Origin of the sequence: Shewanella cutis (assembly GCF_022410515.1) — a bacterium.
Taxonomy (GTDB): domain Bacteria; phylum Pseudomonadota; class Gammaproteobacteria; order Enterobacterales; family Shewanellaceae; genus Shewanella; species Shewanella cutis.
Window position 1 is genome coordinate 13,974 of record NZ_JACSDI010000025.1, and the last position, 24,670, is coordinate 38,643.

Consider the following 24,670-nt stretch of genomic DNA (forward strand, 5'->3'; position numbering starts at 1 on the left):
ATTAAGTAACCATTTTTAGCCTTTCATTCCGCCATACATCGTTTATTCACTTTGGCCTTTCTCATGCCTGCCTGATTGCAATCGTATTCAGACTTTTAAGTAGGATTAAATACGCTAAGCTGCCCTTAATCACCATCACACAACAAAACCCAATATGATGAGATTACTCAGCATTTTATTTATACTGCTAAGCTCAAGTTTCAATGTATACGCGCAATTACCGCAAGTAAGCGCAGGCAGCATTGAGCGACTCACCAGTTTCCCTTCGGCCTTTGTCCCGCCTCGAAATATCGATATTTGGTTACCCGCGGGTTACGATAAACAGCAACGTTATGCAGTGCTATATATGCATGATGGTCAAATGCTATTTGATGCGACAACAAGTTGGAACAAACAGGAGTGGCAAATTGATGAGGTGGCATCGAGACTCATCAAAGCAGGAAAAACTCAACCTTTTATCGTGGTTGGAATCGATAACGCAGGCGAAAATCGCCATAGCGAATACTTTCCACAGCAACCCTTTGAAAATCTGTCCCAAGCACAACAAACTGCACTTTATCAATTACAACGCACTAAAAACCAAGCGCTATTTAGCCAGCAAGTATATTCAGATCGCTATCTTAAATTTCTAGTGACAGAACTTAAGCCCTATATCGATAGCCATTACTCTGTTTATACAGATGCTGCCCATACCTTTGTCATGGGATCGAGTATGGGCGGATTAATTTCACTGTATGCGATCAGCGAATATCCTCATATTTTCGGTGGTGCGGCTTGCCTATCAACTCACTGGCCAGGTACGTTTGAGCAGCAAAACAACCCTATTCCGCCTGCATTTTTTAACTATATGCAGCAAAAACTCCCCGATCCTTCGACACATAAACTCTACTTTGACCATGGAACGGCCACTTTAGATGCCTGGTATCCACAATTACAAGCTCAAGCAGATAAGATCATTAAGGCGAAAGGCTATACAAGTCAGAATTGGCAAAGCTTAACATTCGAAGGTGCCGAGCATAGTGAACACGCTTGGGCGGCGAGGCTAGATATCCCACTTATCTTTTTGCTCGCTTTAAAATAGCAATGCCCTCTTCAATTATTAAGAGGGCTAATCGCCAGCCTTCAGGGGGGCGCTTTGGTCGGATAGGCGGCACCTGTTACCAAGAGCCGCCCTCCTAAGAACCGTACGTGCAACTTTCACTGCATACGGCTCAAGCCTCCACTAAGGCGTATTACGTTACCCAGCAATCTACATGGCAGTTAAAACAGGCTCAAACCATGAGTAACGACTTTCCTTTTTCAACCTCCTTTTCGCCAAGTAATCTTGGTATTGAGGATCGAATGGTGTCGCTTCGCTCCTGATTTTCACATGTCTTTTGATAGGCGTTTTAGCTATTTGAACCAAGTTGTAGTGGCAATCCATGTTGGCAATTTTCTGCCATCCATGAAACTGCCAACCACCAGTCCTGTTCATAAAGTATTTTCGCCTGACCCAGTCTTTTGATTTTGTCGGATGACGCCTGACTGACCATCGCCACAGCAACCAGAATATCTGGTGACTCAGATAACAAAAAGTACGCTTTGCCACGCAATGGCGATAATAATTCGCCCAGCCTTGCAGTTTGGGATTTAATAACTTTATAAGGTCATTAACTGGCAAAGTTGCATGCTGCTTAATGAGTTTGCGCAGATTGCCCACGAATGAAAGGACGTTGTCCTTGCTTGGTTTGATGAGCAGTTTTCCTTTATATTTCCTGAGATTAAAACCAAGGAAATGGAAACCATCATCAATGTGAGTGATCTGCGTTTTCTCTTCAGAAAGTGTCAATCCTCTTTCTTCCAAAAATTCAATAAGCCGTGGCTTTATTTCCTTAACGAGTACATCTTTCGATGTCGCAGTTATCACGAAGTCATCGGCATAACCAATGAAGTTGACTCTATCGCCTGTTTTGCTTGCGGATTCCTTAACAAGCTTTTCTAGGCCTGCAAGAGTAACCAGCATAAGCGTTGGAGATATGACTCCACCTTGTGGCGTACCTTCAGCTGTGCGGTAGAACACGCCCTTATCGATATAACCTGAGTTCAACCACTGCTTGAGCATTCGTTTATCTATCTGAATGTTTTGAATTAACCATTCATGCCCAATTTTGTCGAAGCACGCTTTAATATCGCCTTCCAAAACCCAGCACCCTGAGTGCTTAAAGCACAAACATTTAAAGCATTGTGCAATCGCGTCAGCTGTGCTGCGATTAGGACGAAAACCGTAGCTGTTAGGATCTGCAACCGTTTCCGCAATCGGCGCCAAAGCAAGTAAATGTAACGCCTGTTGCGCCCTATCTACCATGCAGGGTATGCCGAGAGGCCTTAATTTACCGTTCTTTTTGGGGATATAAATGCGTCGAAGTGGTTTAGCTCGATAGCCTTTTCGACTCAGTTGTTCTACTGCGGTCATTCGGCGAGCATCTGTGTTCCAGATAACACCATCGACACCAGGGGTTTTACTGCCTTTACTTAGATACACGCGCTTAACCGCAAGCAATTTGGCTGAGCGGGAGTGTGTTAGAATCCACTGTAACGCTTTGGCTTTACTGTGTTTTCCCTCTTTGACTGCTTTTGCAATGCGCATTTGAAGCTTTAAAACGTGCGCCTCAACGGACTTCCAATCTATGGATTGCCACTGGGTGCGGTTAGGAGAGGCACTAACTCCTAATGGAGTTATCATTTGCGTTTTCCCTTAATAAAGTTCTTCAAATCATCTTGCAACGGGAGACCAGCTGGAAGTGGGCTCACTTTCGTGCCAGACATAGTCTGTATCTGCATCATTACAATGCAGCCTTGGCTTTCTCCAGCCTCCTTTACCTGCATACCCATCGGTAATCTTCGCAGATTACTTTCCCCTGAGGGAGATATACAGGCTTACCCTGTTCCGTATGTCGCGTAAAATATCAGGTTAGATGCCCACTCTAGTGCGGAGAGTACATCGATCACGAAAGAGCACTGTCCAACCTCTTTCCGACTCTCATTGCCGTTTTGGCCACAGCGTATTAACCACTTCCGCTGCTTCATCGTATAACGCACCTTACATGGATTCACATACGTTCATCATACTGATCCCCTAGCACTCACCCAATTTGTGGTTATCAGGAGGACCATCCTCTCACGATTCAGTTCCCGTCCAGCTTGATGCCAGAGCTTCGTTACATTGTCGGATTCGCTGCTTTATTCAGAATCCTAGGGTCATCTGGTGATACAGATGGTTCACTCTTGTCGTGGTGAACAACGCTTCATACGACCTCAGGTCGCACGGACAAAACCTTGTTAGATTTTTTACTCTAACTCATTGGGTACTAATTAATATTTCTATGCGGTAACGCCGCTTTAAGCGGTGAGTAATAGTTGGCTAAAATGTGAAGCGAAGCGGAACCGCGAGAATAAATCTCGAGAATAAATCTAGCCACCCATTTTAAATCAACAACATAATGCACTTTCCGTTTGCCTACAGCTTATAAAAGTTAACATTGTTTAAAAAAGAGCCATCAAAAGTCGCAGGGGAAGCTTCTGAGGTAAAAATTAGCACTAATTCATTAAAAAATGGTGTATTTCAGACGAGGTATATTGTCCCTTACTGCTTGGGAGATGTTCTGGAAGGGGGGCTTTTGAAGTGATATAAGTAGCAGTCACTTGCAGTGAAAGTGCTGGCAGCTTGACGCAAAGTGTCGTCGTCGCTTTTCTAAGTGTTCGCAGTAATCGGTCAGTTCTTGCAATGTTCCCACGGGGCCATGAAATAGCTTGCCAAACTCGGTGGTCAGCTTGAGCCAATTGTCATGGGAGATATTTAATCTTGTCAGTATCTTGGCGCTACTTCCACTGATGTATCCACGTTTATCACTGCGAATAATTCGGCCTGTATCTTCCACCAATTGAAGGTAATCCGTTAAAGCAAACACAATGCCATTGGGTTGGTTGTCACATTCGTTACCGATAAAAGGCAGGAGATTGATGGGTTGCTCACCTTTTAATGCCGCCCGAATACGTAGTTGAATACTGGTATGGTCAGATTGTTCAGGCGTATCAGCGAGTTGTGCTCTAATCGGATTCAAATCAACATAGGTCATACAGGCTAATACCGCGGCTTCATCGAGTAGGGCTTGGGATTTGAATCGACCTTCCCAGAAACGACCTGTGCAGTTATCTTCTTGATTTGCTTGTCTTGCAATCGGTTCGTTGAGGCAGCGCATAAACCAGCTAATGTCACATAAACGACTGCGATAAAGGGCGATTGAGTGCTTTAATCTGTTGACCTCATGGGCTTGAACTAACTCACCTTTAACGAATTTTTGCGTTAATTCATCGCCTTTAAACAACTTATGCCACTGCTCAAGCACTTCGCGGTCAGTCCAGCGATTTGCCGTCTCGATGTCCATCCGCAGCACCACATGCAGATGATTCGACATCACCGCAAATGCTGCCACATCAATAGCAAAAACAGCTTCAAGTTCAAACAGTAGCGATTCTACCCAACCACGGCGATGGTCATAGTTTTTACCCGAATAGGTATCATCACCACATAAAAATGCACGCCGTACCACGCGGCTACAGCAATGGTAATAGGGAGTGTCTTCAAGGCTTATTTGAGTTCTGCGAGGGCGTGGCATACAAACCTCCTTGTTCAATGCTTAACCAAAGCATAGTCGGAGGTTGACTACTGCGCCATTAAGGCTGGGTGTCCATTATTATATTAGGGTGTCCATTATTATAATTATTAATATCTGGGTTCGGTGAGGGCGCGGCATACAAACCTCCTTGTTTAATGCTTAGTCAAGCATAGTCGGAGGTTAACCGCAGCGCTATTAAGGTTGGGTGTCCAACTTTAAAACAGCTATTAAGGTTGGGTGTCCAACTTTAAAACAGCCTAATCCAAATCAGTATTCCTAGGTATTAAATTGCGCCTTCAAACCCAAGCTGACGCCAGGCTTCGTAGCTGATAATCGCCACGGCATTGGAAAGGTTGAGGCTGCGACTGGTGGCTGCCATCGGAATGCGTAATCGCTGCTCGGTCGGGATCGACTCAATAATCGGCATAGGTAGCCCACGGGTTTCAGGGCCAAATAGCAGCACGTCATCCTTAGCAAAACTGAGTTCAGTATGCGGGCGGCTGCCCTTAGTAGTACAGGCCATAATGCGTTTGCCAGCCATGGCCTCGAGGAAGGCCTCAAAGTTTTTATGGCGAGTCACATTGGTTAAATCGGCATAGTCTAGGCCCGCGCGGCGCAGTTTTTTCTCTTCAAAATCAAATCCAAGTGGCTCAATTAGATGCAGTTGGCTGCCGTTGTTTGCGCAAAGGCGAATTATATTACCCGTGTTGGGTGCGATTTCTGGCTCATAGAGTGCGATATGGAACATGCTTGCCCGCCTATAAAAAATGACGCCCGATTATACGGCAAACAAGGCTTAAGCACAGCTCTGCGTGCGCATATCTACAGCGGCATAAACGCTAGTCCCTTTTCTTTTCTCACTATTAACCTTATCTCAGCGCTTGCCTGTTTTATTCTCTCAAAGTAATATATCTCAATATCAAGATACTTTTTAAGAAGTCATTATGCCGTTTGTGATTGCGTTACTCGCCCCGGTGTTTTGGGGGACCACTTATGCACTGGTGAGTCTTTACTTACAGGATATGTCGCCCTACTGGGTGGCGGTTTGGCGCGCGCTGCCTGCGGGCATATTGCTGCTGATGCTGCGACCACGTTTGCCGACGCTGGCGTGGTCTAAATTAAGCTTGCTGGCGTTTTGTAATATTGGCGCCTTCTTTGCACTGTTGTTTATTGGCGCCTATCGGCTACCGGGTGCCGTTGCGGGCACGCTGGGGGCGACGTTGCCATTAATCTTTTTGATCCTCGCTTGGTTGATTGATAAAAAACGTCCGGGGATGAAGTGGCTACTGCTCGGTTTGATGGGGTTAGTTGGGGTGATCTTACTGCTAAATCCATCTGCAGATCTCGACCCGATTGGTGTCCTGTGTATGTTGAGTGCGACGACTTTAATTGCCTTTTCTTCCCGCTGGATGCAGCGCTGGGATGTGGGCGATTTTTTAGTGCTTACCGCATGGCAATTACTCTTGGGGGGATTGATGTTGATCCCGCTGGCGTGGTTTATGGCGGGGCCGCCACAGATACCGAGTATGAATGTGGTTCCTTCACTCATTTGGTTAGCTACTGCCAATACCGCGGTGGCCTATTGGGCTTGGCTGTGGTCGATGCGAAATTTAGGACCAGAAATCATGGGCATGGTCGCTTTAGTCAATCCCGTGGTTGCCGTATCATTAGGCGTATTGATTGTGGGTGAAACCTTAGATATGCGCCAGTGGGCAGGGATTTTAGTGATTTTATTGTCTCTGCTGCTGATGAAATTGCCGCAAAATTTGAGGTGGAGTCCCTTAAAAGCGAGGGGTTAAATGCTAAAACACTTAGACTTAAACTTACTGCCAGTACTGGAAATCCTCCTCGAGGAGCAAAGTGTAACGGCCGCGGCGGCGCGGCTGCACTTAAGTCAGTCGGCGGTGAGCAAGCAATTGACTCGCCTGCGGGAAGTGTTTGATGACCCCTTATTCGAGCGCACCGCTTACGGCTTAAAACCGACGCCCAAGGCGCTGTCGCTGGCGCCCGACTTACGCCAATGCTTACAGCAATTAGCGCAATTTACTCGGCCCGATAGTTTTGAGCCCGCCTTAAGCCAAAGGCAATTTCGAATGCATCTGGTCGAAACCACCTATTCGTTGACCTTCCCGCATTTTATGCCTTCGCTCTTAGCGCAGGCGCCCGGGGTGAGTCTCAATTGCCAAACGTGGCGGCTCGATACTATGGACAAATTGCTGCGCTGCGATATTGACTTGGCTATTGGCTGCCGCGAATGGGATGAACGCTCACCCATGCATGTTAACCATATTCCGGACGATCTCAATTATGTTGAATTAGTGCAGGATTATACGGTTTGCCTGATGCGCCGCGACCATCCTGCATTAGCGCAGGAGTGGAATCTCGACACCTTTTTAAGCTATCGCCAGTTGCAGGTGGCCTTTGGCGGCTTGGAACATTGGTTACTGGACGATGTGCTGCAAATGCAAGGGCGGAAACGGGATATTGCGGTGAATATGACCGACTTCCAGAGTGCGCTGGCCCTGTGTGAGCAAAGCGATTTAATTCTTTGCGCGCCGTCCCGTTATGCCTTAGCGGTGATGAAGTCATTTGATCTTAAGTATTTACCTTCACCCATTAAGCTGATCCCCGGCGCTTACCTGCTGATGTGGCATAAGCATTTCGAGCACGACCTCAGCCATAAATGGCTGCGGGAACTGATTATTAACAAAGTCAGCGCCTCGCTCCCTAACTAACTTCTGCCCCAGTGTTTAGCCAAGCTTGTAACTTGGGCAAAATCGCCTGTCCATCGGCTAGGCCTTGGTGATACACGGCGGTCACTTTATCGATATTACGGTCAAGTCGCGAAAGATTAAGTGGTGTAGCAGGGCGGATCACAAAGGACTGGCCGCTGGCAACACTCTGGGCGAGTTCCTCGAGGGAGTGGTTATAACGTTGGTGGCGTACTTTGAGCGCAGCGGCCACTGCTGGATATGCTTGATAACACTTGCGAGCTAACCAATTGAACTTCATCGGCGATTTTCGATAGCTTGCATCTTGGGTCAGGATCACCACCTGGCGTTTATAGCCATCTTGCAGCGCCTGCGCTACCGGAATGGGGGCGGCGATGCCACCATCGAGGTAGGTTTGGTGGTTTATCGGATAGGGATTGGCCATAAAAGGCAGGCTCGAGGAGGCGATAAGCACGTCGAGCAATTTGTCGTGATCTTGAAAATCGGCCATGCCAAAGAAATCTGTCCGTCCTGTCTGGCAATTAAATGCCCCGACCTTAAACTCAGTACCGCTCGTTAAAAAGGTTTTAAAATCAAAAGGCAGTAACTCATAGGCCATACGCTTATAGGTAAAATCGGTATTGACGTAATTCCCCGCGGCTAACCAGTGGCGTAGCCCCATGTAGCGCTTATCCCGCAGATATTGCTGCTGAATTTTTAAATTGCGGCCAAATTGGCGTGAGACATAAGAAGCGGGATAAATCGCCCCCGCCGATACACCAATCACATAGGGGAAGTGCAATTGTTGCTGCAAAAAGGCATCTAACACGCCGGCAGTATAAATTGCCCTCAGGCCGCCGCCCTCTAACACTAAGGCCACATCTTGCATTGCGTTACTACTGTTGAGCCAATGGATAGCGCAGCATACTCCAGCTCGATATAGAAATAAAACCCGTGCTTGATGAGCGAGTTAAATGGCTATAGCTAATCCAGAGATGAATTTTGGTGCTAGCTCGGAGGATTCGGGTTTCACCTGTAGGTGAGAATGGCTCGGGCTAAAATCGATTTGGCTAAAATATTGGCTAAGGGCTGCAATGGCTTCTTTCACCTTGGCGGGTTGTTTGTCCCGCGCCGATGTTACGCTGTAAACACTGTAAGTTCGTAGTGACCACTCGGGTAAGAGTGTCACCAGCTGCCCCGATGCAAGGTATTGATGCACCTCGGGTTCAGGCAGCACGGCAAACCCTAATCCATCGAGGGTGAGTTGGATCAGCGTCTGCATATTGTTCACGCTGATACGCTGGGCTGGAAGCTCGATTCGCTCTTGAGTCTGTAAATGGGTTAAGAACTCGGGCTTAGCATAACTGTGGCTGATGCGATTGAGCCCTTGTAAGTCGTCAGGATGTTGCAGGCGCTGATGCTGGGGAATACAGCTCGGGGCGGCACACAGCAGCATGCGCCAATCCGCCAACGGACGAGCGATAAGATTCGAATCCGAAAGGGGGCCGATGCAAATCGCCAGATCGATTCCTTCGTTGACTATATCGATTGGGCCGTCCTGCAATTGCAGATTGAGGCTGATCTGCGGATGGGCCGCCAATAAATGCGCTAATGGCTGGCTGAGTAAACCACCGCCAAAACCTACAGGGGCGGCAATTTTAAGCTCTCCTGAAGGTGTACCTTTTAATGCGTGCAGTTGATGTTCTGCGCTTTCTACTATTTTTATGATTTTTATGCAATTGTCATAAAATAAATGCCCCGCCTCCGTGAGCGTCAGATGGCGAGTATTACGGTGAAACAGACTAATTCCCATATCCATTTCAAGCTTTGCAACTTGTTGGCTCACCGCCGATGAGCTCAGATTCAGCTGTGCTGCCGCTGCACTCATCGAGCCTTTTTCCGCGATGGTGGCAAACACGATCATGCCCTTGACCATATTTCTATTCATTCTTAAGCAACTCTTACAAGTGATTACTCAAAGTCTAACTTGAGCTGATTGTAACATAGGGATACATTGCCGTATTGAAAATTATTATCATTTAGAAGGCTGTTAAGGGAGACTCGTTGGTTATGTTGTTACGTCGTAAAAAGATCCTCGCACAGGTGGTTTCTGCTGCATTGTTACTGCCCGCAACTTACGCATTTGCAGATACCGCACCCGATCTAGACAAGATGATGGAAAGGATTGTCGTCACTGCATCGGGCTTTGAACAGCAAGTGCGTGACGCGCCCGCTTCTATCAGCGTGATCACCCGTGAGGATCTCGATACGCGTTTTTACCGTGATTTAACCGACGCCATGTTAGAAGTGCCCGGTGTGGTGGTGACTGGTGGCGCAGACCGGCGTGATATTAGTTTGCGGGGCATGGGTAGCCAGTACACGCTGATTTTAGTTGATGGTAAGCGCCAGTCTTCCCGCGAGACCCGCACCAACAGTGATGGCCCTGGCGTGGAAGGTGCTTGGACGCCGCCGCTCGCCGCAATCGATAGGATTGAAATTGTTCGTGGCCCCATGTCATCGCTTTATGGCTCTGACGCCATTGGTGGGGTGATCAACATTATCACTCGCAAAGTCCCCAATGAGTGGCAGGGGGAATTGCGCCTCGATAGCACTTTGCAGGAGAAGTCGGCCTCGGGCAATGTGTATCAAGGCAACTTTTTTGCGAACGGTGGCTTGATTAAAGATCTGCTCGGCGTGCAGTTATACGGCCAATATACCCAACGTGAAGAAGATAATATCTATGGCGGTTACCGAGGTCGTGATGCGGATAATCTCACCGCCAGATTTGCCCTCACGCCTAACCAAGACCATGACATTATGTTGGAAGTCGGCACCGCCAACCAAGAACTGGACAGCACCTTGGGTAAAACCGTTGCGCCATTGGCACCGGGTGCCAGTTGTGGTCGTGGTGGCTGCCCAGCATCGTCGACAACTGAGTATGAAAACAGCACCATTTCGCTATCGCATACTGGGCGTTGGGACTTTGGCACCTCGGATACTTATATCAAGCACGAAGTGTACGATAACAAATCCCGTAAGATGAAAATCAAAAATACCGATGCTCAAACCAGTGTGATTGCCACCTTAGGTGAAAGTCATACGGCAACCTTTGGCGCTGCCTTCAATTATCAAGATCTCACCGATGAAACCGGCAATCAGGTTAGTGATTTACAAGATATTAGTCGCCGCCAATGGTCAGTGTTCTCAGAGGATGAATGGCGTATCGTCGATGATTTTGCCTTAACCTTAGGGCTGCGGTTAGATGATGATGAAAACTTTGGTGACCACCTCAGCCCACGGATTTACGGGGTATGGGGGCTGACCGAACACACTACCTTAAAAGGCGGTGTGTCGACGGGCTTTAGGGCGCCGAGCCTGAGGCAAACCGTGCCCGATTGGGGGCAGGTGAGCCGAGGCGGCAATATGTACGGTAACCCGGATTTACAACCCGAAACCTCAGTGAACTATGAGTTAGGCATTTACACCGATCTCACCGATTCCATCACCACCAGTGCTGGCGTGTTCTATAACGAGTTTAAGGACAAGATCACCCGTGTCGCTTGCCCTGCAACGAAATGTACCGATGGACCAAACCAGTTTGGCGCCGATCCCACCACTTATGTGAATATAGACGAGGCGGTCACTCAAGGGGTGGAGCTGAGTATCGACTATAAGATCTTGAGTAACTTAGCTCTAACAGGTAACTACACTTACACGGATTCAGAGCAAAAGACGGGTGCCTACAAAGGTAGTCCATTGAATCAGTTACCTAAGCATTTAATACAATTGTCGGTTAACTATGAGCCGATAGATAACTTAAATACTTGGCTGCGGGTTAACTACCGTGGCGAAGAGAGCCAACCGACCACAGGTCCTTCTTCGCGTAGTTTGATTGCGCCGTCCTATACGCTGTTAGATTTAGGGGCCAACTATCGCGTTAACGACAGCATTAAGTTCAGCGCGGGTATTTATAACGCCTTCGATAAGGAAATCACTCAAGAAGAATATGGCTACATTGAAGATGGCCGCCGTTACTGGTTAGGTATGACTTATAGTTTTTAACTTAAAAACAGTGATTTATAAAGAAGCCAGCACCTAGCTGGCTTCTTTTTTGATTATTCAAAATTCGGTTTACGAATAAACAGGATGCTGAGATCTTGCTTTGGCGTGAACTGTTTTTGCTGGAATTCAAAGGTGAGTGGGTCAGTTTTTTTAAGCTCGCCATCAAAACACAGGCTAATGAGATCAGTGGGCTGGGATTTTTTAATAGTGAGTTTGAAGTCCTTAATCGCCCCTTGCCAGTTATTGGCCGTGACCAAAATATAGCTAAGGTGGCTCCATTCCACGCCATATTCAACATCTTCACCGTCTTGTTTAACGACGAGATTGCGCTTCTTGATACCTTGTTTGGTGCTTTCATCTAAACAGGCAAGTTCAGTGTAAGTATCGATAATACTATTGGCAGTATCGGGGATGCCCGTTGAGAGGCTCGGCGTATAACTGTGGCTGATGGAGACAGATTGGCCCGCAGGGAAGGTTTGCTGCCACACAAAGTAATCACTTAGGGTAAAGGCGATTTCTTGGTCCTCATCCAACCATTGACTGGGGAGCGCAGGTTTGCCCTTGGGGACTTCGCCATATTCGGCAAAATAGGCGACTTCCTCTACACCCCAGCCGAGTTTTTTAAGCTCGGCAGAAATATCGGTTTTATCGGCAAGTTGAGCGACGAGCCTGTGCTCGGTTGGCTGGGGTTTGCCATTCACTTTAAGGGTGAAGTTATCGATGCTGCTATGATCGGCGGAGCCAAAAAACATCGGCGGCATGGGGAAGGCGATAGGGACGATAAGATCCTGCGAACTGGTGTTGGTAAACACATAATCGACCCTGATTTCGGCCTCGCTGATAAAGAGTGACTCTTTGTCCATACTGATATGCGGCTGATATTTAAGGGTGATTGAACCATTGGCATCACCGAAACTGCTGTCGTTGGCAAAAACCGATGTGCTAAATAGCGGCGCGGTTATACTGCAAGCTAAGATGCGAAAATAAGATGGCATAAATATCTCAACGAATTAGAAATAATAAGATTACTGGCGGCGGGCAAGTTCAATGGCCGCGGCAATGGCGTTGCGTGCCTGCGGGCTGTTTTTCCAACAAGTAGTGCGCAACATGCTGGCGACGAGGTTGGCGATATCCTCGACCTCATGCTCGGCTAACTGCGCAAGTGAGCTAATACCGATTTCTTCAAAGCGTTTAATGACAGTCGGGCCAACGCCCTTAACGGCGAGTAGTGCTTGTTTTTCTTGCTCAGTAAAACCCATAACGAATACTCCTTTATTACTGGGTTGGTCACGAATGCGAATAAACCGAGGCAAGAGTAGCGCGAAATCACCTTAACAAAAAGGCCCATAAAGGGCCTTTAGTGGTTTTACTCTTGCTTACATATCGCAGGGTTTGAGCGGTTTACGCAATTGCGCGCGCACGTTATCCATGCCAGCGTAGAACTCTTTCATCATTAACAGGCCCATCATCTTACCGTTATCTGTGATGATCAGATTATCGGGATCGGTGGGGTCGTTCTTGATGGCGCCAATCAGCTTCATCGAGGTCATTTCCTTAAACAGGGCTGTGTCTAAGTTAACGCCAAAGGTTTCGCGGAAATATTTGCGCGACAGGCGACCGGAGAACATTCCCAGCAGGAAGCGATATTGCATCACATCTTTTTTGCTGTAGTTCTTCTGTTGCTCGACGCCCATCTTGCCGGCGGCGATCCGCTCTTGGTATTTACGTAGCGAGAAGGTGTTAACGTATAAAGTGTCATTCAAAAAGCTAAAGGAGCCTGAACCCACCCCTAAATACTCATCGTAGTCGATTACATATTCATCAAAACCTTCGTCATTTGCTTTACCAAAGGCCCATGCAGACAACTGATTATATTGACCATTTAGACTGTTTAAGATTTGGCGGTACTGGTTGGCCATATCTGCTTGTGGTGCGGCGAGCTTGCCTTTAACACTCTTACGCGTTTGGTGCGTAATCATCAGCGGATAGGTGGTGATCTGTCTTGGGTCGAGGCGTGAGGCCATGTCTAAGTCGTGCTGGATCACTTCATCGGTTTGGCCGCGGAAGCCAAAAATTAGGTCGACGTTGATAATGGGGAACAGCTCTTTAGCTGCCATAATCTTGTCGAAGGTTTGCTGGCCGGTGCCGAATTTTTCGAGGCGGTCGGTCATTTTTAAAATATCGTCGTTAAAGCTCTGTACGCCGATAGACATGCGATCCACTAAACCCTTAAGTTGCTTAAAGCCTGGGCTGTCTAAATGCTGCGGATCTGACTCGCAGGACACTTCTTTAATATTTGGGAATAGCGTCTTGGCGTGTTCAATGGTGCGGGCGAGTTCATCTTCTAATACCGTGGTGGTGCCGCCGCCAATGTACATAGATTCAAAGTCATAGCCTAAGGCTTTGACCATCTCCATCTCTTTACGCAGGGAGATAAAGTAAGCGCGCGCCTTGTCTTCCTTAAACATAAAACGGTGGAAGGTACAGTACGAACACAAGGTATGGCAGAAGGGCACATGGGCATAAAGCATGTACTTTTTACCTTCGACCGGTGCGGGCATGATGTCGGCGGAGAGTGTATCGAGGCGAAGATTCTTATCGACATAATACTGCATGACTCGTTCCATCGAGCTGAGCATCCAGTTAGGGACGGTAATATTCGCTTGATAAGGCGTTGCGATAGCGCCATTGAGCGTTTGAATAACTGAAGACATAACGATTCCTATCTGAGAGTGCTAACCGTAAACACCGTAATTGCTTTAGGTAATTCACGACCACCTAGCGTAATTAGACTACCTCGAATGGAGTAAATAAAACGTGAACTGGTTATAAGTTACGGTTTCCTAACAAGGAAATCACTAGCTTTTTGTTAAGCAGATCATGTTTTAGTGATTGTGGATGCATATCTGCTGAGATTTTGGCTGTTTCTTATTGAATTTGAGCGATTAACTGAAACAGTAAAACGAAAGATTGAAATTTGAACCTTGGAGTTTTTTGTCTGTGGACGCTTTGGCTTGTACAGCAGGAGTCTGGCTGTCATTATCCCTGCGGTAATGGCTTTATAAAAGGTTTTGTCATGTTCAATATCAACCGCTGGTTTCCGTTGTTTGCTCTAATTGGAGCGGGAATAGCGTACCTCATGCCAGCATGGTTTATCGGATTGAAAACCAGCATAGTACCGCTGCTGGTGGTGATTATGTTATCCATGGGCTTGACCTTAGATTTACAAGATTTTGCCAATGCATTCAAGCAGAAACGTGCTGTTATCACGGGCTTAATTTTGCAATTTACTCTGATGCCCTTAAGCGCCCTCGCGATCAGTTTGCTGTTAGGGCTCGATAGGGAACTGACTATCGGCATGGTGCTGGTGGGGAGCGTAGCGGGCGGTACGGCATCGAATGTAATTTGCTATTTGGCTAAGGGCGATGTCGCCTTATCTATTACTATGACGGCGCTATCCACTTTAGCGGGGGTAGTGCTCACTCCTTTGATTATTCAGCTCTTAATCGGTGAGATGGTCGCTATTCCGTTGATGGATATGTTACTCAGCCTAGTTAAAATCGTGCTTATCCCAGTGACTGTGGGTGTGGTATTGAATCACTTCTTTAAACCGCAGGTGGCTAAACTTGCCCCCGCGTTACCGCTGATTTCGATCGTGGCGATTGTTATGGCAATTAGCATCATTGTGGCTTTAAATGCGGGGCAATTTGCCCTGGTGGGGCCTGTGATTTTACTCGCGGTGTTTCTGCATAATGGCTTGGGACTCGGCTTTAACCATACAGTGTGTAAAACCATTTCGATTGAGGTGGGGCTGCAAAACTCCGGCCTTGCAACTGCCTTATCTATCGAGTTTTTTAGCCCACTCGCCGCCGTCCCCAGCGCCATTTTCTCAATTTGGCATAATCTCTCAGGTGCGATGTTGGCAGGGTATTGGGCGAGTTTAGCGCAGCAGAAACAGACAGAGGCATTGGAGTAATTCCTGTTGTGGCCTCTACTTTGTTGCCAAGGTGTGCGGTCATCACCTCATCCAGTTATCCTGTGATCGAAATCCGGGCTGTTAATGCGCGATTAATTGGCCGTTGTATAAACTCCCCAAGCTATAGGTAATAGGCTGATGAATATAAAGAAGGATACTTTCGAAGTGGGTGACTATTAGCGGAAGGCACTCCGGCCATGAGTAACCAGCCAAGAATGGATGCTGTCGCTATAAACAAATTGCTTATCCATAGCGATAGACAGCCAATAACGACTCCAATAAGCATGCCTATAGCGAGGTAAATCGACTTTGTTTTTAGGATATTGGTCATAGCTTTGGTGTAGCAGCTAAGTCTTTATGGGTTAGGTTATAGATAGGTGCTTAAGAAAGCTATTAGATGTTTATTTAAGGCTTAATGAATTGATCTTAAACAGTTTGGCCTAATATCTTGTGATATTAGGCCATATTAGCCCAATTTAATGATGCAGTTTACAGCTTAAAATGTGAGACCACGCCTGTCAGTTGCTCCTTGGTGGCGGCCAAGGATGTGGCGCTATTGAGGGTGGCTTTGCCGCTTTGATTTAGTTCATCTACCATTTCGCGGATGGTGCTTAAGTTGCGATTAATTTCTTCTGTCACGGCGCTTTGTTCTTCGGCGGCGGTGGCGATTTGATTACTTAATCCATTTATATCAAAAACATATGTTGTGAGTGTCTCTAGATTTTCCGTTACCAGTGTTGTGGTATCAGCCGCTTGCTGGCAGCTTTGCTTGGTCTCCTCCATAGCGTTAACGGCACAGTTGGCGCCGCTTTGCAGTCGCTCAAGCATCTGATTAATTTCTGCTGTGCTCGTTTGAGTGCGGGCGGCGAGGGCACGCACTTCATCTGCTACAACGGCAAAGCCCCTTCCTTGTTCACCTGCGCGGGCGGCTTCAATAGCCGCGTTTAGAGCGAGAAGGTTGGTTTGGTCGGCGATATCACCAATAACTTTTAAGATAGTGGCAATATGACGGGTGTTTTCATTCATGTCGTTTATGGCTACGGCGGCCACATCGACCTTGCCGACAAGGGCTATTACGGTGCTAGCCGCTTGTGTCACGGCTTTTTTCGACTTATCGGCTTGTTCATTCGCTTGTTGAGTAAACTGGGCTGCAGAGGCAGCATCACCAGCAACGTTATGGGCTGTTGCGCTCATTTCGGTCATGGCCGTCACGACTTGGTCGGTTTCAACGGCGTGGGTTTGCAATGCATGGCTATTGGCGTTTGATTGCACATTGAGCTGACTAATTTGGTCTGACATGTGCTCAGATGCTTGAGCTATATCAGAAATCATATGGCGCAGGTGGTCTATCACTCGGTCGAGATCGGCACCTAACGCGCACAGTTCGTTATTACCGCTGATCTGAGTCTTGTGGGTAAGATCGCCATCGGCAAGATGCTCTACAACACGTTTGATCTGATTAACGATATTGACCAAACGCTTGCTCATAAATAGAGCGCTGAGTAGGGAGGCGATAATCGCGACTAAGATGAGTCCGAGCAGCAGGGTCTCGGTTGAGCTCACTTTGTCTTCTGCTTGTTTGCCGAGTTCGTGATTGCGTTGGGTAATTAATTTAACTAATTGATTGATTTGATTGCTGACCTTTGGCCCCAATGCGGCGCGTTCGGGAGTGAGCTCAGGCTCAGTGCCCGTTTGTTTGGCAAGAGCGACCTCCTGTTGATATAAACGCACATATTGCTCGATTTGTGGCAAGAGTGTGCGGATAGTTTTGGCATCTTGCCCCATAAAACAGTATTAAATTCATCGAGTTTAGCAACGAATTGCTGCACATTGCGCTGCTGCAAGCTGATAGCGTCAGTTTTATGGACTAAGGTGGCTAAACGCAACTCAAAAAAAGCTTCACGCACACTGGTGAAGGTTTCGGCGAGCTGGGTATTGTTTACTAGTTTTATATTAGTGTCATTGAGTTCGGTAAAACCCCTATAGGAGGAAATACCGATAATGATCAATAAAATACTCGCAAACACTGAGGGCAGCGCCGTCAATGTGCTGGTTTTGGCATTGTTAAACATGGTGGCCTACTGGGGTATAAAATCAAGAAGGGTGTAATTGAATTACATGAGTGGTTAGTTTAGCTCCTTGGCTAACCGTTCTGCAACGCGCTTTCTTAATGTGATAATTGCTAATCTAATGTTTTATAAGGTTTTGTTTGTGTCCTGTTAGCATGGGATAGCCTAACAGTTGTCATATGTTATGTAATTAAAGTTCAGTATGTTTTCATCATATTGATTTTAATAATTAAAATGCTGATAGTTACAGTTCATACTACAGTGTATTGACAGTCATAAAGATGATTGTGAAGGAAATCCCAAAAACTCATAAAGCTCTGCGACTATCTTTATCTGTCACTAAAGTCATCGCATTTGCCCCCTAATGTCCCATGTTTTTTATGCCATTCCTGATGAATATGCGTCGTATCACAAAGTAATAATTTGAAATGTAAATGATATCGATTATCAATTGTGATTAAGGTTGTTTTAATATAGATTGTCGGCATTTTTAGTTAATACCTTTTTATCAATGAGTGCCGTCGAGGTTGTTATGGAATGCAGGGCGTTTAAGAAAAGTGCAATTGCCGCAATCGTTTCGAGTTTACTAATATCTTCCGCTTATGCCGCTGCGGATGCTGAGTCTTCAGAACCGATTGAAAGAATTACTGTTTATGGTGAGAAGATTGAGCGTAGCCTTAAGGATACGACGTCATCAATTTCTGTGATCGACAAGGAAACTCTCGATAGTGGCCAATATCAATCCACCTCCAGTGCCTTATCCGAGGTGCCGAACGTGGTAGTGCTATCAGGTTCTGTGCCTGATATTCGTGGGGTTTCAGGTAATGGTTCGGCCTCAGGATTTAACTCTTTCACCGGTGGGGCTCGTGCGCGGGTATCAACCTTAGTCGATGGTGTGGCGGAGCCTTTTGTTGCTGATCTTACCGGTGATACTGGGTTGTGGGATATCCAACAAATTGAGGTGTTCCGTGGCCCGCAATCGACTATCAATGGCCGTAACAGTATTGGCGGTACGGTATTTATTAAAACCGAAGATCCGACCTTCGATTGGCAGGGCGCGGCTCGCGTAGGTTATCGCGATCAAGATAACTTTATCGACAGCGCAGTGATGCTCTCAGGCCCGATCCTTGATGATGAATTGGCATTTAGGGTGAGTGGCCAAAATGTCACGGGCGAAACCTACAATAAAGGTTTGGAATACCCGACAAATCCCGCCACCTTTGATCAAAATGAGCTCATTACTAATCGCTGGCGCGGCAAATTTTTGTGGCAGCCGAGTGCGATTGAAGATCTGAAAGTACTCTATAGCTTGTCATACAATGATGAAAAGGGTGACTCTGGGCGTAACTATTTTACTGGTGATAACCCATGGGCTTTTAAGCCAATTTTCCAACGTTATATCGAGACTAAATCGACGACTCACTCTGTAAAAGTGGATTATGAGCTTGGAGAAGGGCAAGCCTTCGATCTGCTTGTTGCCTACATGGATTATAACTGGGGCTTTGAATCCTATGAGGCCCTTGCCACAGCTCAGCAATATGTGGATATGAAGGACAAGAGTTATACCGTGGATGGTAAATATAGCTTTGGTCTTAAGGATAAGGATTTTAACGGTTTTGTGGGATTAGCCTATTTCAAGCGTAGCCAAGATTTTGGTAGCACGGGTAGCTCAATCTATAGCGGTGACGATAGCACAGAGTCCTCGTCCGTTTATGGCGAAGTCACCTATGGGCTCGCCGACTCGCTCTGGGTTACTGTCGGTGGCCGAGTGATGCGTGAAGAGCAATTGCGTAACTTCAACATGCGCTATCAAGGTAGTCTACTTGAGGAAAAACTCGATGACGCCAATACCGTTACCCTGCCGAAGTTAGTGCTGCAATACGCGCTGAATGATAATACCACCTTAGCGGCCAGCGTTCGTCGTGGTTATAACTCTGGCGGTGGCGCGCTGTCTTTGGTGGAAAGCGAGTATTACTATTACGATGAGGAGTTCGTAAATACCTATGAACTGAGCAGTCGTAGCGTATTTGCCAATGGCGATGTTAACTTAAGTGCTAACCTCTTTTACAACGATTTTGATGGTTATCAAGCGTCTAATAGCGCCCGTAAAATTACCAATATCGATAAAGCTGTCAGCTACGGGGTTGAGGCCGAATTCAGCGCCATGTTAACGGAAAACTGGCAGTTTATTTCGGGCGTAGGTTTACTCGATAGTGAAATCAAACAAGCCGATCCTAGCTATGGCGACATTATCGGTAATCAGTTGAACTCAGCCCCGCACATTACTGCTAATGCCGGATTCAAGTATTGGATGAATGATGCGTTCTCTTTCGGTTTTTCAGGCAACTATGTTGGTGAGTATTTTGCGGATATCAATAATACCGAATCTAGAGTGGCGGGTGATTATGTGGTTGCGCGTGTAAGTCTTGATTATCAAACAGATAGCTGGAGAGTCAGTGGCTTTGTGAATAACTTATTTGATGAGCAAGCAATGACAGTCAATGAACCCGCAAGCCGCAGTTATCCCGACGGTTATGCCGCGATTATTGACCCAAGAAATATTGGTGTCTCCGTGATGTATCGCTTCTAAGCGATTGGTTTAGTTAGCACTAAAAATCTCCACCCATAAAAAAACCTCCACAGTTTGCTGTGGAGGTTTTGTTTTATCAGAGTATGTTACTCTTTATATTGTAACGTGCCGTTGGCCTTGATTTCGTCGTACCACAGGTTGTGGTGTTGGGTTGCCCAGTTTTCATCACAATAACCAGACACCATACACTCCATACCACCTTCTGACATCACAGTTGCCATAAAGATGTGCACGATAGAGAAAGCGCAGATCACGATGGCACTAACAGAGTGCAATACCAGCGCGATTAAGCTTAAGGTGCGGCTTGGTTCGAAAAGATTTGGGAACAGTAACAACATACCTGATGCTGAAATGATCAACCCGAACAGGGCAAAGGCCCAGAACCACATTTTCTCACCGGCGTTAGCAAAACCTGCGTCAGGGTGCTTACCTTTGAATGGACCAAAGTTGATGTAACCACCAACGACCATAAACCACTTCACATCGTACATTTTTGGCAGCTGGTTCTTCGCCCAGAGGACGGTCATCAGTGCCCAACCGATCATGAAAGGAATGGCCATCACGTCGTGGACTTGTTTGGCACCATAGACTAAGCCTGCCCAGAAACCCTCACCCAACCAAGGTTGGAAGAAGAAGCGTCCAGCAAGTAATACCAAGCCTGTTAAAATTAATAACAAACAAGGGATTGCACCTAACCAGTGGATTGAAACGTCAAACTTAGACCAGCGATATACCATCTTGCCTGAAAAACCATGGTGCAGCTTGGAGATGCCGTTCACCTTGATAAATAAGACAAAGATAATGATCATGCCGAATAGCGCCGCCATTAAAGCGGGCGCTAACCAGTCGCTACGCAGTTCCAGTACGCGCAGATCATAGGTATTGATCGGCTGCGCATGGAACTCACTTTGGGAGGCAGTGTATCCCGTGGCGCCATCCTTCAGCTGTGCCCAAATTTGGGCGTCAGCGGCTTGAGGTTGGATCGCCTGTCCATCACCACCATTGGCTAGACACACGGCACTAAATAGCAGTGCTATGGCTAAACCTATGTGTTTGAACCATTTGTTCATCATACATCCTCTCTCACTTAGTGGCGCCTGCCAGCAGGCGCCAAGCTAAGTCTGTGGACAGATCCTGTGACCTGAATTAATTCCAAGCCGCGTTTTTAGCACCACGGTAAGCCACGCGCTCACGGAAGATGTTAGAAACAACTTCAGCATCGCCAGCGAGCAGGGCTTTAGTGGCACATAGTTCTGCACACATTGGTAGTTTGCCTTCAGCAATACGGTTTGAACCGTACTTCTGGCGCTCTGCCTCTGAGTGAGTTTCTTCTGGGCCGCCAGCACAGAAGGTACATTTGTCCATCTTGCCGCGGTTACCAAAGGCCCCTTTTTGTGGGAACTGTGGTGCGCCAAAAGGACAGGCATACAAACAGTAACCACAACCGATACAGGTATCTTTGTCGTGCAGTACGATGCCATCTTCGGTTTTGTAGAAGCAGTTTGCTGGGCAAACAGCCATACAAGGCGCGTCTGAACAATGCATACAAGCGACAGAGATTGACGCTTCACCGGGTTTACCATCATTGATGGTCACGACGCGGCGGCGTTGGATACCCCATTCGAGCGCGGAGTCGTTTTCGTTTTTACAAGCAGTGACACAACCGTTACATTCGATGCAGCGCTTGGTATCACACAAAAATTTCATTGTAGCCATAGTGGCAATTCTCCTAGCTTAAGCTGCACTTATGCTTTAACGATCTGACAGAGCGACGCTTTGGTTTCCTGCATTTGGGTCACAGGGTCATAACCATAGGTCAGTGCCGTGTTACAGGATTCACCGATAACGTAAGGCACAGTGCCTTCTGGATAGTTAGCCGCTAAACTTTCACCGTGCATCACACCCGCAAAGTGGTATGGCATAAAGGTTACACCCGGTGCTACACGTGGCGTCACCATGGCTTGTACCTTGATACGACCGCCTTCAGCACCTTCTACCCATACAAACTCACCGTTGCGGATAGCTCGGTCAGCAGCGTCAGCAGGGTTGATCTCAATGAACATTTCCTGTTGAAGCTCTGCTAGCCATGGGTTAGAACGAGATTCTTCACCACCACCTTCGTATTCCACTAAACGACCAGAGGTCATGACTAATGGATATTTACCGCTTAAGTCGTTCTCTTGGAGCGTCTTATACAGTGTTGGTAGACGATGTACTTGCATATCGTCATAGGTTGGGTATTTAGCCACTAAGTCACGGCGGGCTGTATAAATTGGCTCGCGGTGTACAGGGGCTTGGTCTGGGAAAGTCCAAACAATACAACGGGCTTTCGCATTACCAAACGGAATACAACCGTGCTTGATCGCCACGCGCACAATGCCGCCTGACAAATCTGTTTTCCAGTTTTTACCTTCTGCAGCCGCTTTTTCTTCTGCAGTCAGATCATCCCACCAACCGAGTTGCTTAAGCAGTTTGTCAGAGAATTCTGGGTAACCGTCTTGGATTTCTGCGCCCTTGGAGAAGGTACCTTCTGCCAGCAGGTTTTTACCATTGTATTCAACGCCGTAACGGGCACGGAAGTTACCGCCGCCGTCTTTAACGTGCTTGTCTTGGTTATACAGAATTTGGGTACCAGGGTGTTTAGCTTCTGGTGTGCCCCAACATGGCCAAGGTAAGCCATAGGTTTCACCTTTACATGGACCACCTGCAGCTTCAAGCGTCTTGTTGCTAAAGGTACCCCAGTTTTGGGTGTGCTGTTTGATACGCTCTGGGCTTTGACCGGTGTAACCGATAGTCCACATACCGCGGTTGATTTCGCGAGAGATATCCTCAACCACTGGCATATTGCCTGCGATGTTCCAGCGCTTAGCCCATTGCTCAGAAATGCCCACTTTTTTCGCAAGCATGTACATAATTTCGATATCGTTTTTAGATTCGAATAGCGGCTGAATCACCTGCTCACGCCACTGAATTGAACGGCCTGAGTTAGATACTGCGCCAGAGGCTTCAAATTGAGTACAGGCTGGTAACAGGTATACGCCGTTTTTACGGCTGTGCATGATACCTGCGATGGTTGGGAATGGATCCACGACCACAACCGTATCTAATTTATCTAAGGCATCGCGGACATCACGTTGGCGGGTGCCAGTGTTAACCGATTGTCCCCAGAAGAAAGCCATGCGGATATTGTCTTTCTGTGCCAGTTTATCTTTTTCAAGCAGAACGCCGTCAAACCAGCGTGAACATGGCATACCAGGTGTGGTCATTGGCTCACGACCAAGGTAGGTTCCGTGATCGAAGCGGCTCTTCATCCACTCCATATCCAGTTCCCACACGTTAGTCCAATGTTCCCATGCCGCAGTAGTCAGACCGTAGTAACCTGGTAAGTTATCAAATAGCAGACCTAAGTCAGTTGCTGCTTGAACGTTATCGTGACCACGGAAAATGTTAGTACCGCCGCCAGATACGCCCATGTTGCCTAAGGCTAATTGCAGAATACAGTATGCGCGGGTGTTAGCGTTACCCACGTGATGCTGAGTACCACCCATACACCAAATAACGGTACCTGGACGGTTTTCTGCCATCAGTTTCGCGGCTTGATAAACCACTTCTTCGCTTACGCCTGTGATATTCGCCACTTCTTTAGGTGGGAATTTTTTCACTTCTGCACGAATGGTTTCCATCTCGAATACGCGTTGTTGGATAAAGGTCTTGTCTTCCCAACCGTTTTCGAAGATGTGCCATAACATACCGTAAATAAACGGAATATCGGTACCTGGACGAATCGCGCAGTGCAGATCTGAGTGTGCTGCAGTACGAGAGAAACGTGGATCAACAACGATGATTTTCGCGTTGTTTTTCTCTTTGGCGATCAGAATATGTTGCATTGAAACCGGATGCGCTTCCGCAGGGTTTGCACCGATCAGGAAGATGGCATTGGCATTCTGAATGTCGTTGAAAGAGTTAGTTTGCGCACCGTAGCCCCAAGTGTTAGCAACACCAGCTACCGTGGTAGAGTGACAAATACGAGCAGAGTGGTCGACGTTGTTGGTGCCCCACATGGCCGCCAGTTTGCGGTATGCATAACAACCTTCGTTAGAGAACTTAGCACTACCCATAAAGTATACAGAGTCTGGGCCTGATTCTTTACGAATGTTGAGCATTTGGTCGCCCACTTCGTTAATCGCGTCTTCCCAAGAGATTTTTTTCCACTTGCCATCAACCAATTTCATTGGGTATTTCAGGCGTTTTTCACCGTGGCCGTGTTCACGCAGCGCAGCACCTTTAGCACAGTGGCCACCGGCATTGAATGGGTGATCGAATGCAGGCTCTTGACCTGTCCACACACCGTTTTGAACTTCGGCATACAGACCACAACCGACAGCACACGCACTACAAATAGTACGTTTGATCTCGATTGGAGCATCATGTGGCACATCTTTGGCTTCTGCGCGGCGCATCATGCCAGTACCCATTAGAGAAGCGGCGGCAATACCACCTGTAGCAATACCTGCTTGCTTCATAAATTGACGACGGCTAATGCCTAACGTCGGTTTGTTAGCCACTTGGGCGACATCGGACTTGCGAGTTAACTTCATCGCTGACTT

At 47.2% G+C, this 24,670-nt stretch carries 18 protein-coding genes; 6 read left to right on the plus strand and 12 right to left on the minus strand.

Features of this window, described 5'->3' with window-relative positions; genetic code table 11:
• Positions 1 to 154 precede the first annotated feature (154 nt).
• Positions 155 to 1,081 carry an alpha/beta hydrolase gene (locus tag H9J30_RS19960; protein ID WP_427915943.1) on the plus strand — a complete coding sequence of 309 codons (927 nt, stop codon included), beginning with the start codon at positions 155 to 157 and terminating at the stop codon, positions 1,079 to 1,081.
• 168 nt (positions 1,082 to 1,249) lie between these two features.
• Here H9J30_RS19960 and ltrA read toward each other — a convergent pair whose 3' ends face one another.
• From ltrA to trmL, 3 genes are all read right to left on the minus strand, one after another.
• Entirely contained in the window at positions 1,250 to 2,722 is a 1,473-nt protein-coding gene (gene ltrA, locus H9J30_RS19965; protein ID WP_025007953.1) for a group II intron reverse transcriptase/maturase, read from the minus strand.
• Positions 2,723 to 3,677: 955 nt separating this feature from the next.
• The gene (locus tag H9J30_RS19970) at positions 3,678 to 4,655 is read right to left on the minus strand and encodes a transposase (protein ID WP_240132591.1); all 978 of its coding nucleotides are present in this window, start codon (positions 4,653 to 4,655) and stop codon (positions 3,678 to 3,680) included.
• 283 nt (positions 4,656 to 4,938) lie between these two features.
• A complete protein-coding gene (trmL, locus tag H9J30_RS19975) occupies positions 4,939 to 5,403 on the minus strand; it encodes a tRNA (uridine(34)/cytosine(34)/5-carboxymethylaminomethyluridine(34)-2'-O)-methyltransferase TrmL (protein ID WP_144345271.1) in 465 nt (154 codons plus the stop codon).
• A 196-nt stretch (positions 5,404 to 5,599) separates the two neighbouring features.
• On the opposite strand from trmL, the gene H9J30_RS19980 reads away from it, so the two are divergent.
• Positions 5,600 to 6,454, plus strand: a complete 855-nt coding sequence (locus H9J30_RS19980) for a DMT family transporter (RefSeq protein ID WP_240132592.1) — start codon at positions 5,600 to 5,602, stop codon at positions 6,452 to 6,454.
• Entirely contained in the window at positions 6,455 to 7,390 is a 936-nt protein-coding gene (locus H9J30_RS19985) for a LysR family transcriptional regulator (RefSeq protein ID WP_240132593.1), read from the plus strand.
• Here H9J30_RS19985 and H9J30_RS19990 read toward each other — a convergent pair.
• Together H9J30_RS19990 and H9J30_RS19995 are read right to left on the minus strand one after the other, a co-directional pair.
• Positions 7,383 to 8,255, minus strand: a complete 873-nt coding sequence (locus H9J30_RS19990) for a patatin-like phospholipase family protein (RefSeq protein ID WP_240132594.1) — start codon at positions 8,253 to 8,255, stop codon at positions 7,383 to 7,385. The two genes, H9J30_RS19985 and H9J30_RS19990, sit on opposite strands and share 8 nt — an antisense overlap.
• A gap of 81 nt (positions 8,256 to 8,336) precedes the next feature.
• Positions 8,337 to 9,314: a LysR family transcriptional regulator gene (locus H9J30_RS19995; RefSeq protein WP_240132595.1), complete on the minus strand. Its 978-nt coding sequence runs from the start codon at positions 9,312 to 9,314 to the stop codon at positions 8,337 to 8,339.
• 122 nt (positions 9,315 to 9,436) lie between these two features.
• On the opposite strand from H9J30_RS19995, the gene H9J30_RS20000 reads away from it, so the two are divergent.
• Positions 9,437 to 11,428: a ligand-gated channel protein gene (locus tag H9J30_RS20000; RefSeq protein WP_240132596.1), complete on the plus strand. Its 1,992-nt coding sequence runs from the start codon at positions 9,437 to 9,439 to the stop codon at positions 11,426 to 11,428.
• A gap of 53 nt (positions 11,429 to 11,481) precedes the next feature.
• Here the strand turns inward: H9J30_RS20000 and H9J30_RS20005 are convergent, their stop codons facing one another.
• The 3 genes from H9J30_RS20005 to H9J30_RS20015 all read right to left on the minus strand — a co-directional run bounded on the left by H9J30_RS20005 (position 11,482) and on the right by H9J30_RS20015 (position 14,142).
• Positions 11,482 to 12,423 (minus strand): DUF4424 domain-containing protein, encoded by a 942-nt coding sequence (locus H9J30_RS20005; protein ID WP_240132597.1) that lies wholly within the window; start codon positions 12,421 to 12,423, stop codon positions 11,482 to 11,484.
• Between the two features lie 30 nt (positions 12,424 to 12,453).
• Complete coding sequence (locus H9J30_RS20010) at positions 12,454 to 12,687, minus strand: helix-hairpin-helix domain-containing protein (protein WP_240132598.1); 234 nt, start codon at positions 12,685 to 12,687, stop codon at positions 12,454 to 12,456.
• Positions 12,688 to 12,804: 117 nt separating this feature from the next.
• Entirely contained in the window at positions 12,805 to 14,142 is a 1,338-nt protein-coding gene (locus H9J30_RS20015) for a coproporphyrinogen III oxidase family protein (RefSeq protein ID WP_133181538.1), read from the minus strand.
• A 362-nt stretch (positions 14,143 to 14,504) separates the two neighbouring features.
• On the opposite strand from H9J30_RS20015, the gene H9J30_RS20020 reads away from it, so the two are divergent.
• The gene (locus H9J30_RS20020) at positions 14,505 to 15,404 is read left to right on the plus strand and encodes a bile acid:sodium symporter family protein (protein ID WP_240132599.1); all 900 of its coding nucleotides are present in this window, start codon (positions 14,505 to 14,507) and stop codon (positions 15,402 to 15,404) included.
• Positions 15,405 to 15,893: 489 nt separating this feature from the next.
• On the opposite strand, the gene H9J30_RS20025 is transcribed toward H9J30_RS20020, so the two are convergent.
• Complete coding sequence (locus tag H9J30_RS20025; protein WP_240132600.1) at positions 15,894 to 17,189, minus strand: methyl-accepting chemotaxis protein; 1,296 nt, start codon at positions 17,187 to 17,189, stop codon at positions 15,894 to 15,896.
• A gap of 816 nt (positions 17,190 to 18,005) precedes the next feature.
• Between H9J30_RS20025 and H9J30_RS20030 the strand changes: the two genes are divergently transcribed.
• Positions 18,006 to 20,063 carry a TonB-dependent receptor gene (locus tag H9J30_RS20030; protein WP_240132601.1) on the plus strand — a complete coding sequence of 686 codons (2,058 nt, stop codon included), beginning with the start codon at positions 18,006 to 18,008 and terminating at the stop codon, positions 20,061 to 20,063.
• A gap of 86 nt (positions 20,064 to 20,149) precedes the next feature.
• Here the strand turns inward: H9J30_RS20030 and H9J30_RS20035 are convergent, their stop codons facing one another.
• The 3 genes from H9J30_RS20035 to H9J30_RS20045 all read right to left on the minus strand — a co-directional run bounded on the left by H9J30_RS20035 (position 20,150) and on the right by H9J30_RS20045 (position 24,661).
• Positions 20,150 to 21,133 carry a formate dehydrogenase subunit gamma gene (locus H9J30_RS20035; protein WP_240132612.1) on the minus strand — a complete coding sequence of 328 codons (984 nt, stop codon included), beginning with the start codon at positions 21,131 to 21,133 and terminating at the stop codon, positions 20,150 to 20,152.
• Positions 21,134 to 21,209: 76 nt separating this feature from the next.
• A complete protein-coding gene (fdh3B, locus tag H9J30_RS20040; RefSeq protein ID WP_011074133.1) occupies positions 21,210 to 21,779 on the minus strand; it encodes a formate dehydrogenase FDH3 subunit beta in 570 nt (189 codons plus the stop codon).
• Positions 21,780 to 21,808: 29 nt separating this feature from the next.
• On the minus strand, positions 21,809 to 24,661 hold the full coding sequence (locus tag H9J30_RS20045) for a molybdopterin-dependent oxidoreductase (RefSeq protein ID WP_240132602.1): 2,853 nt from the start codon (positions 24,659 to 24,661) through the stop codon (positions 21,809 to 21,811).
• Positions 24,662 to 24,670: the final 9 nt, after the last annotated feature.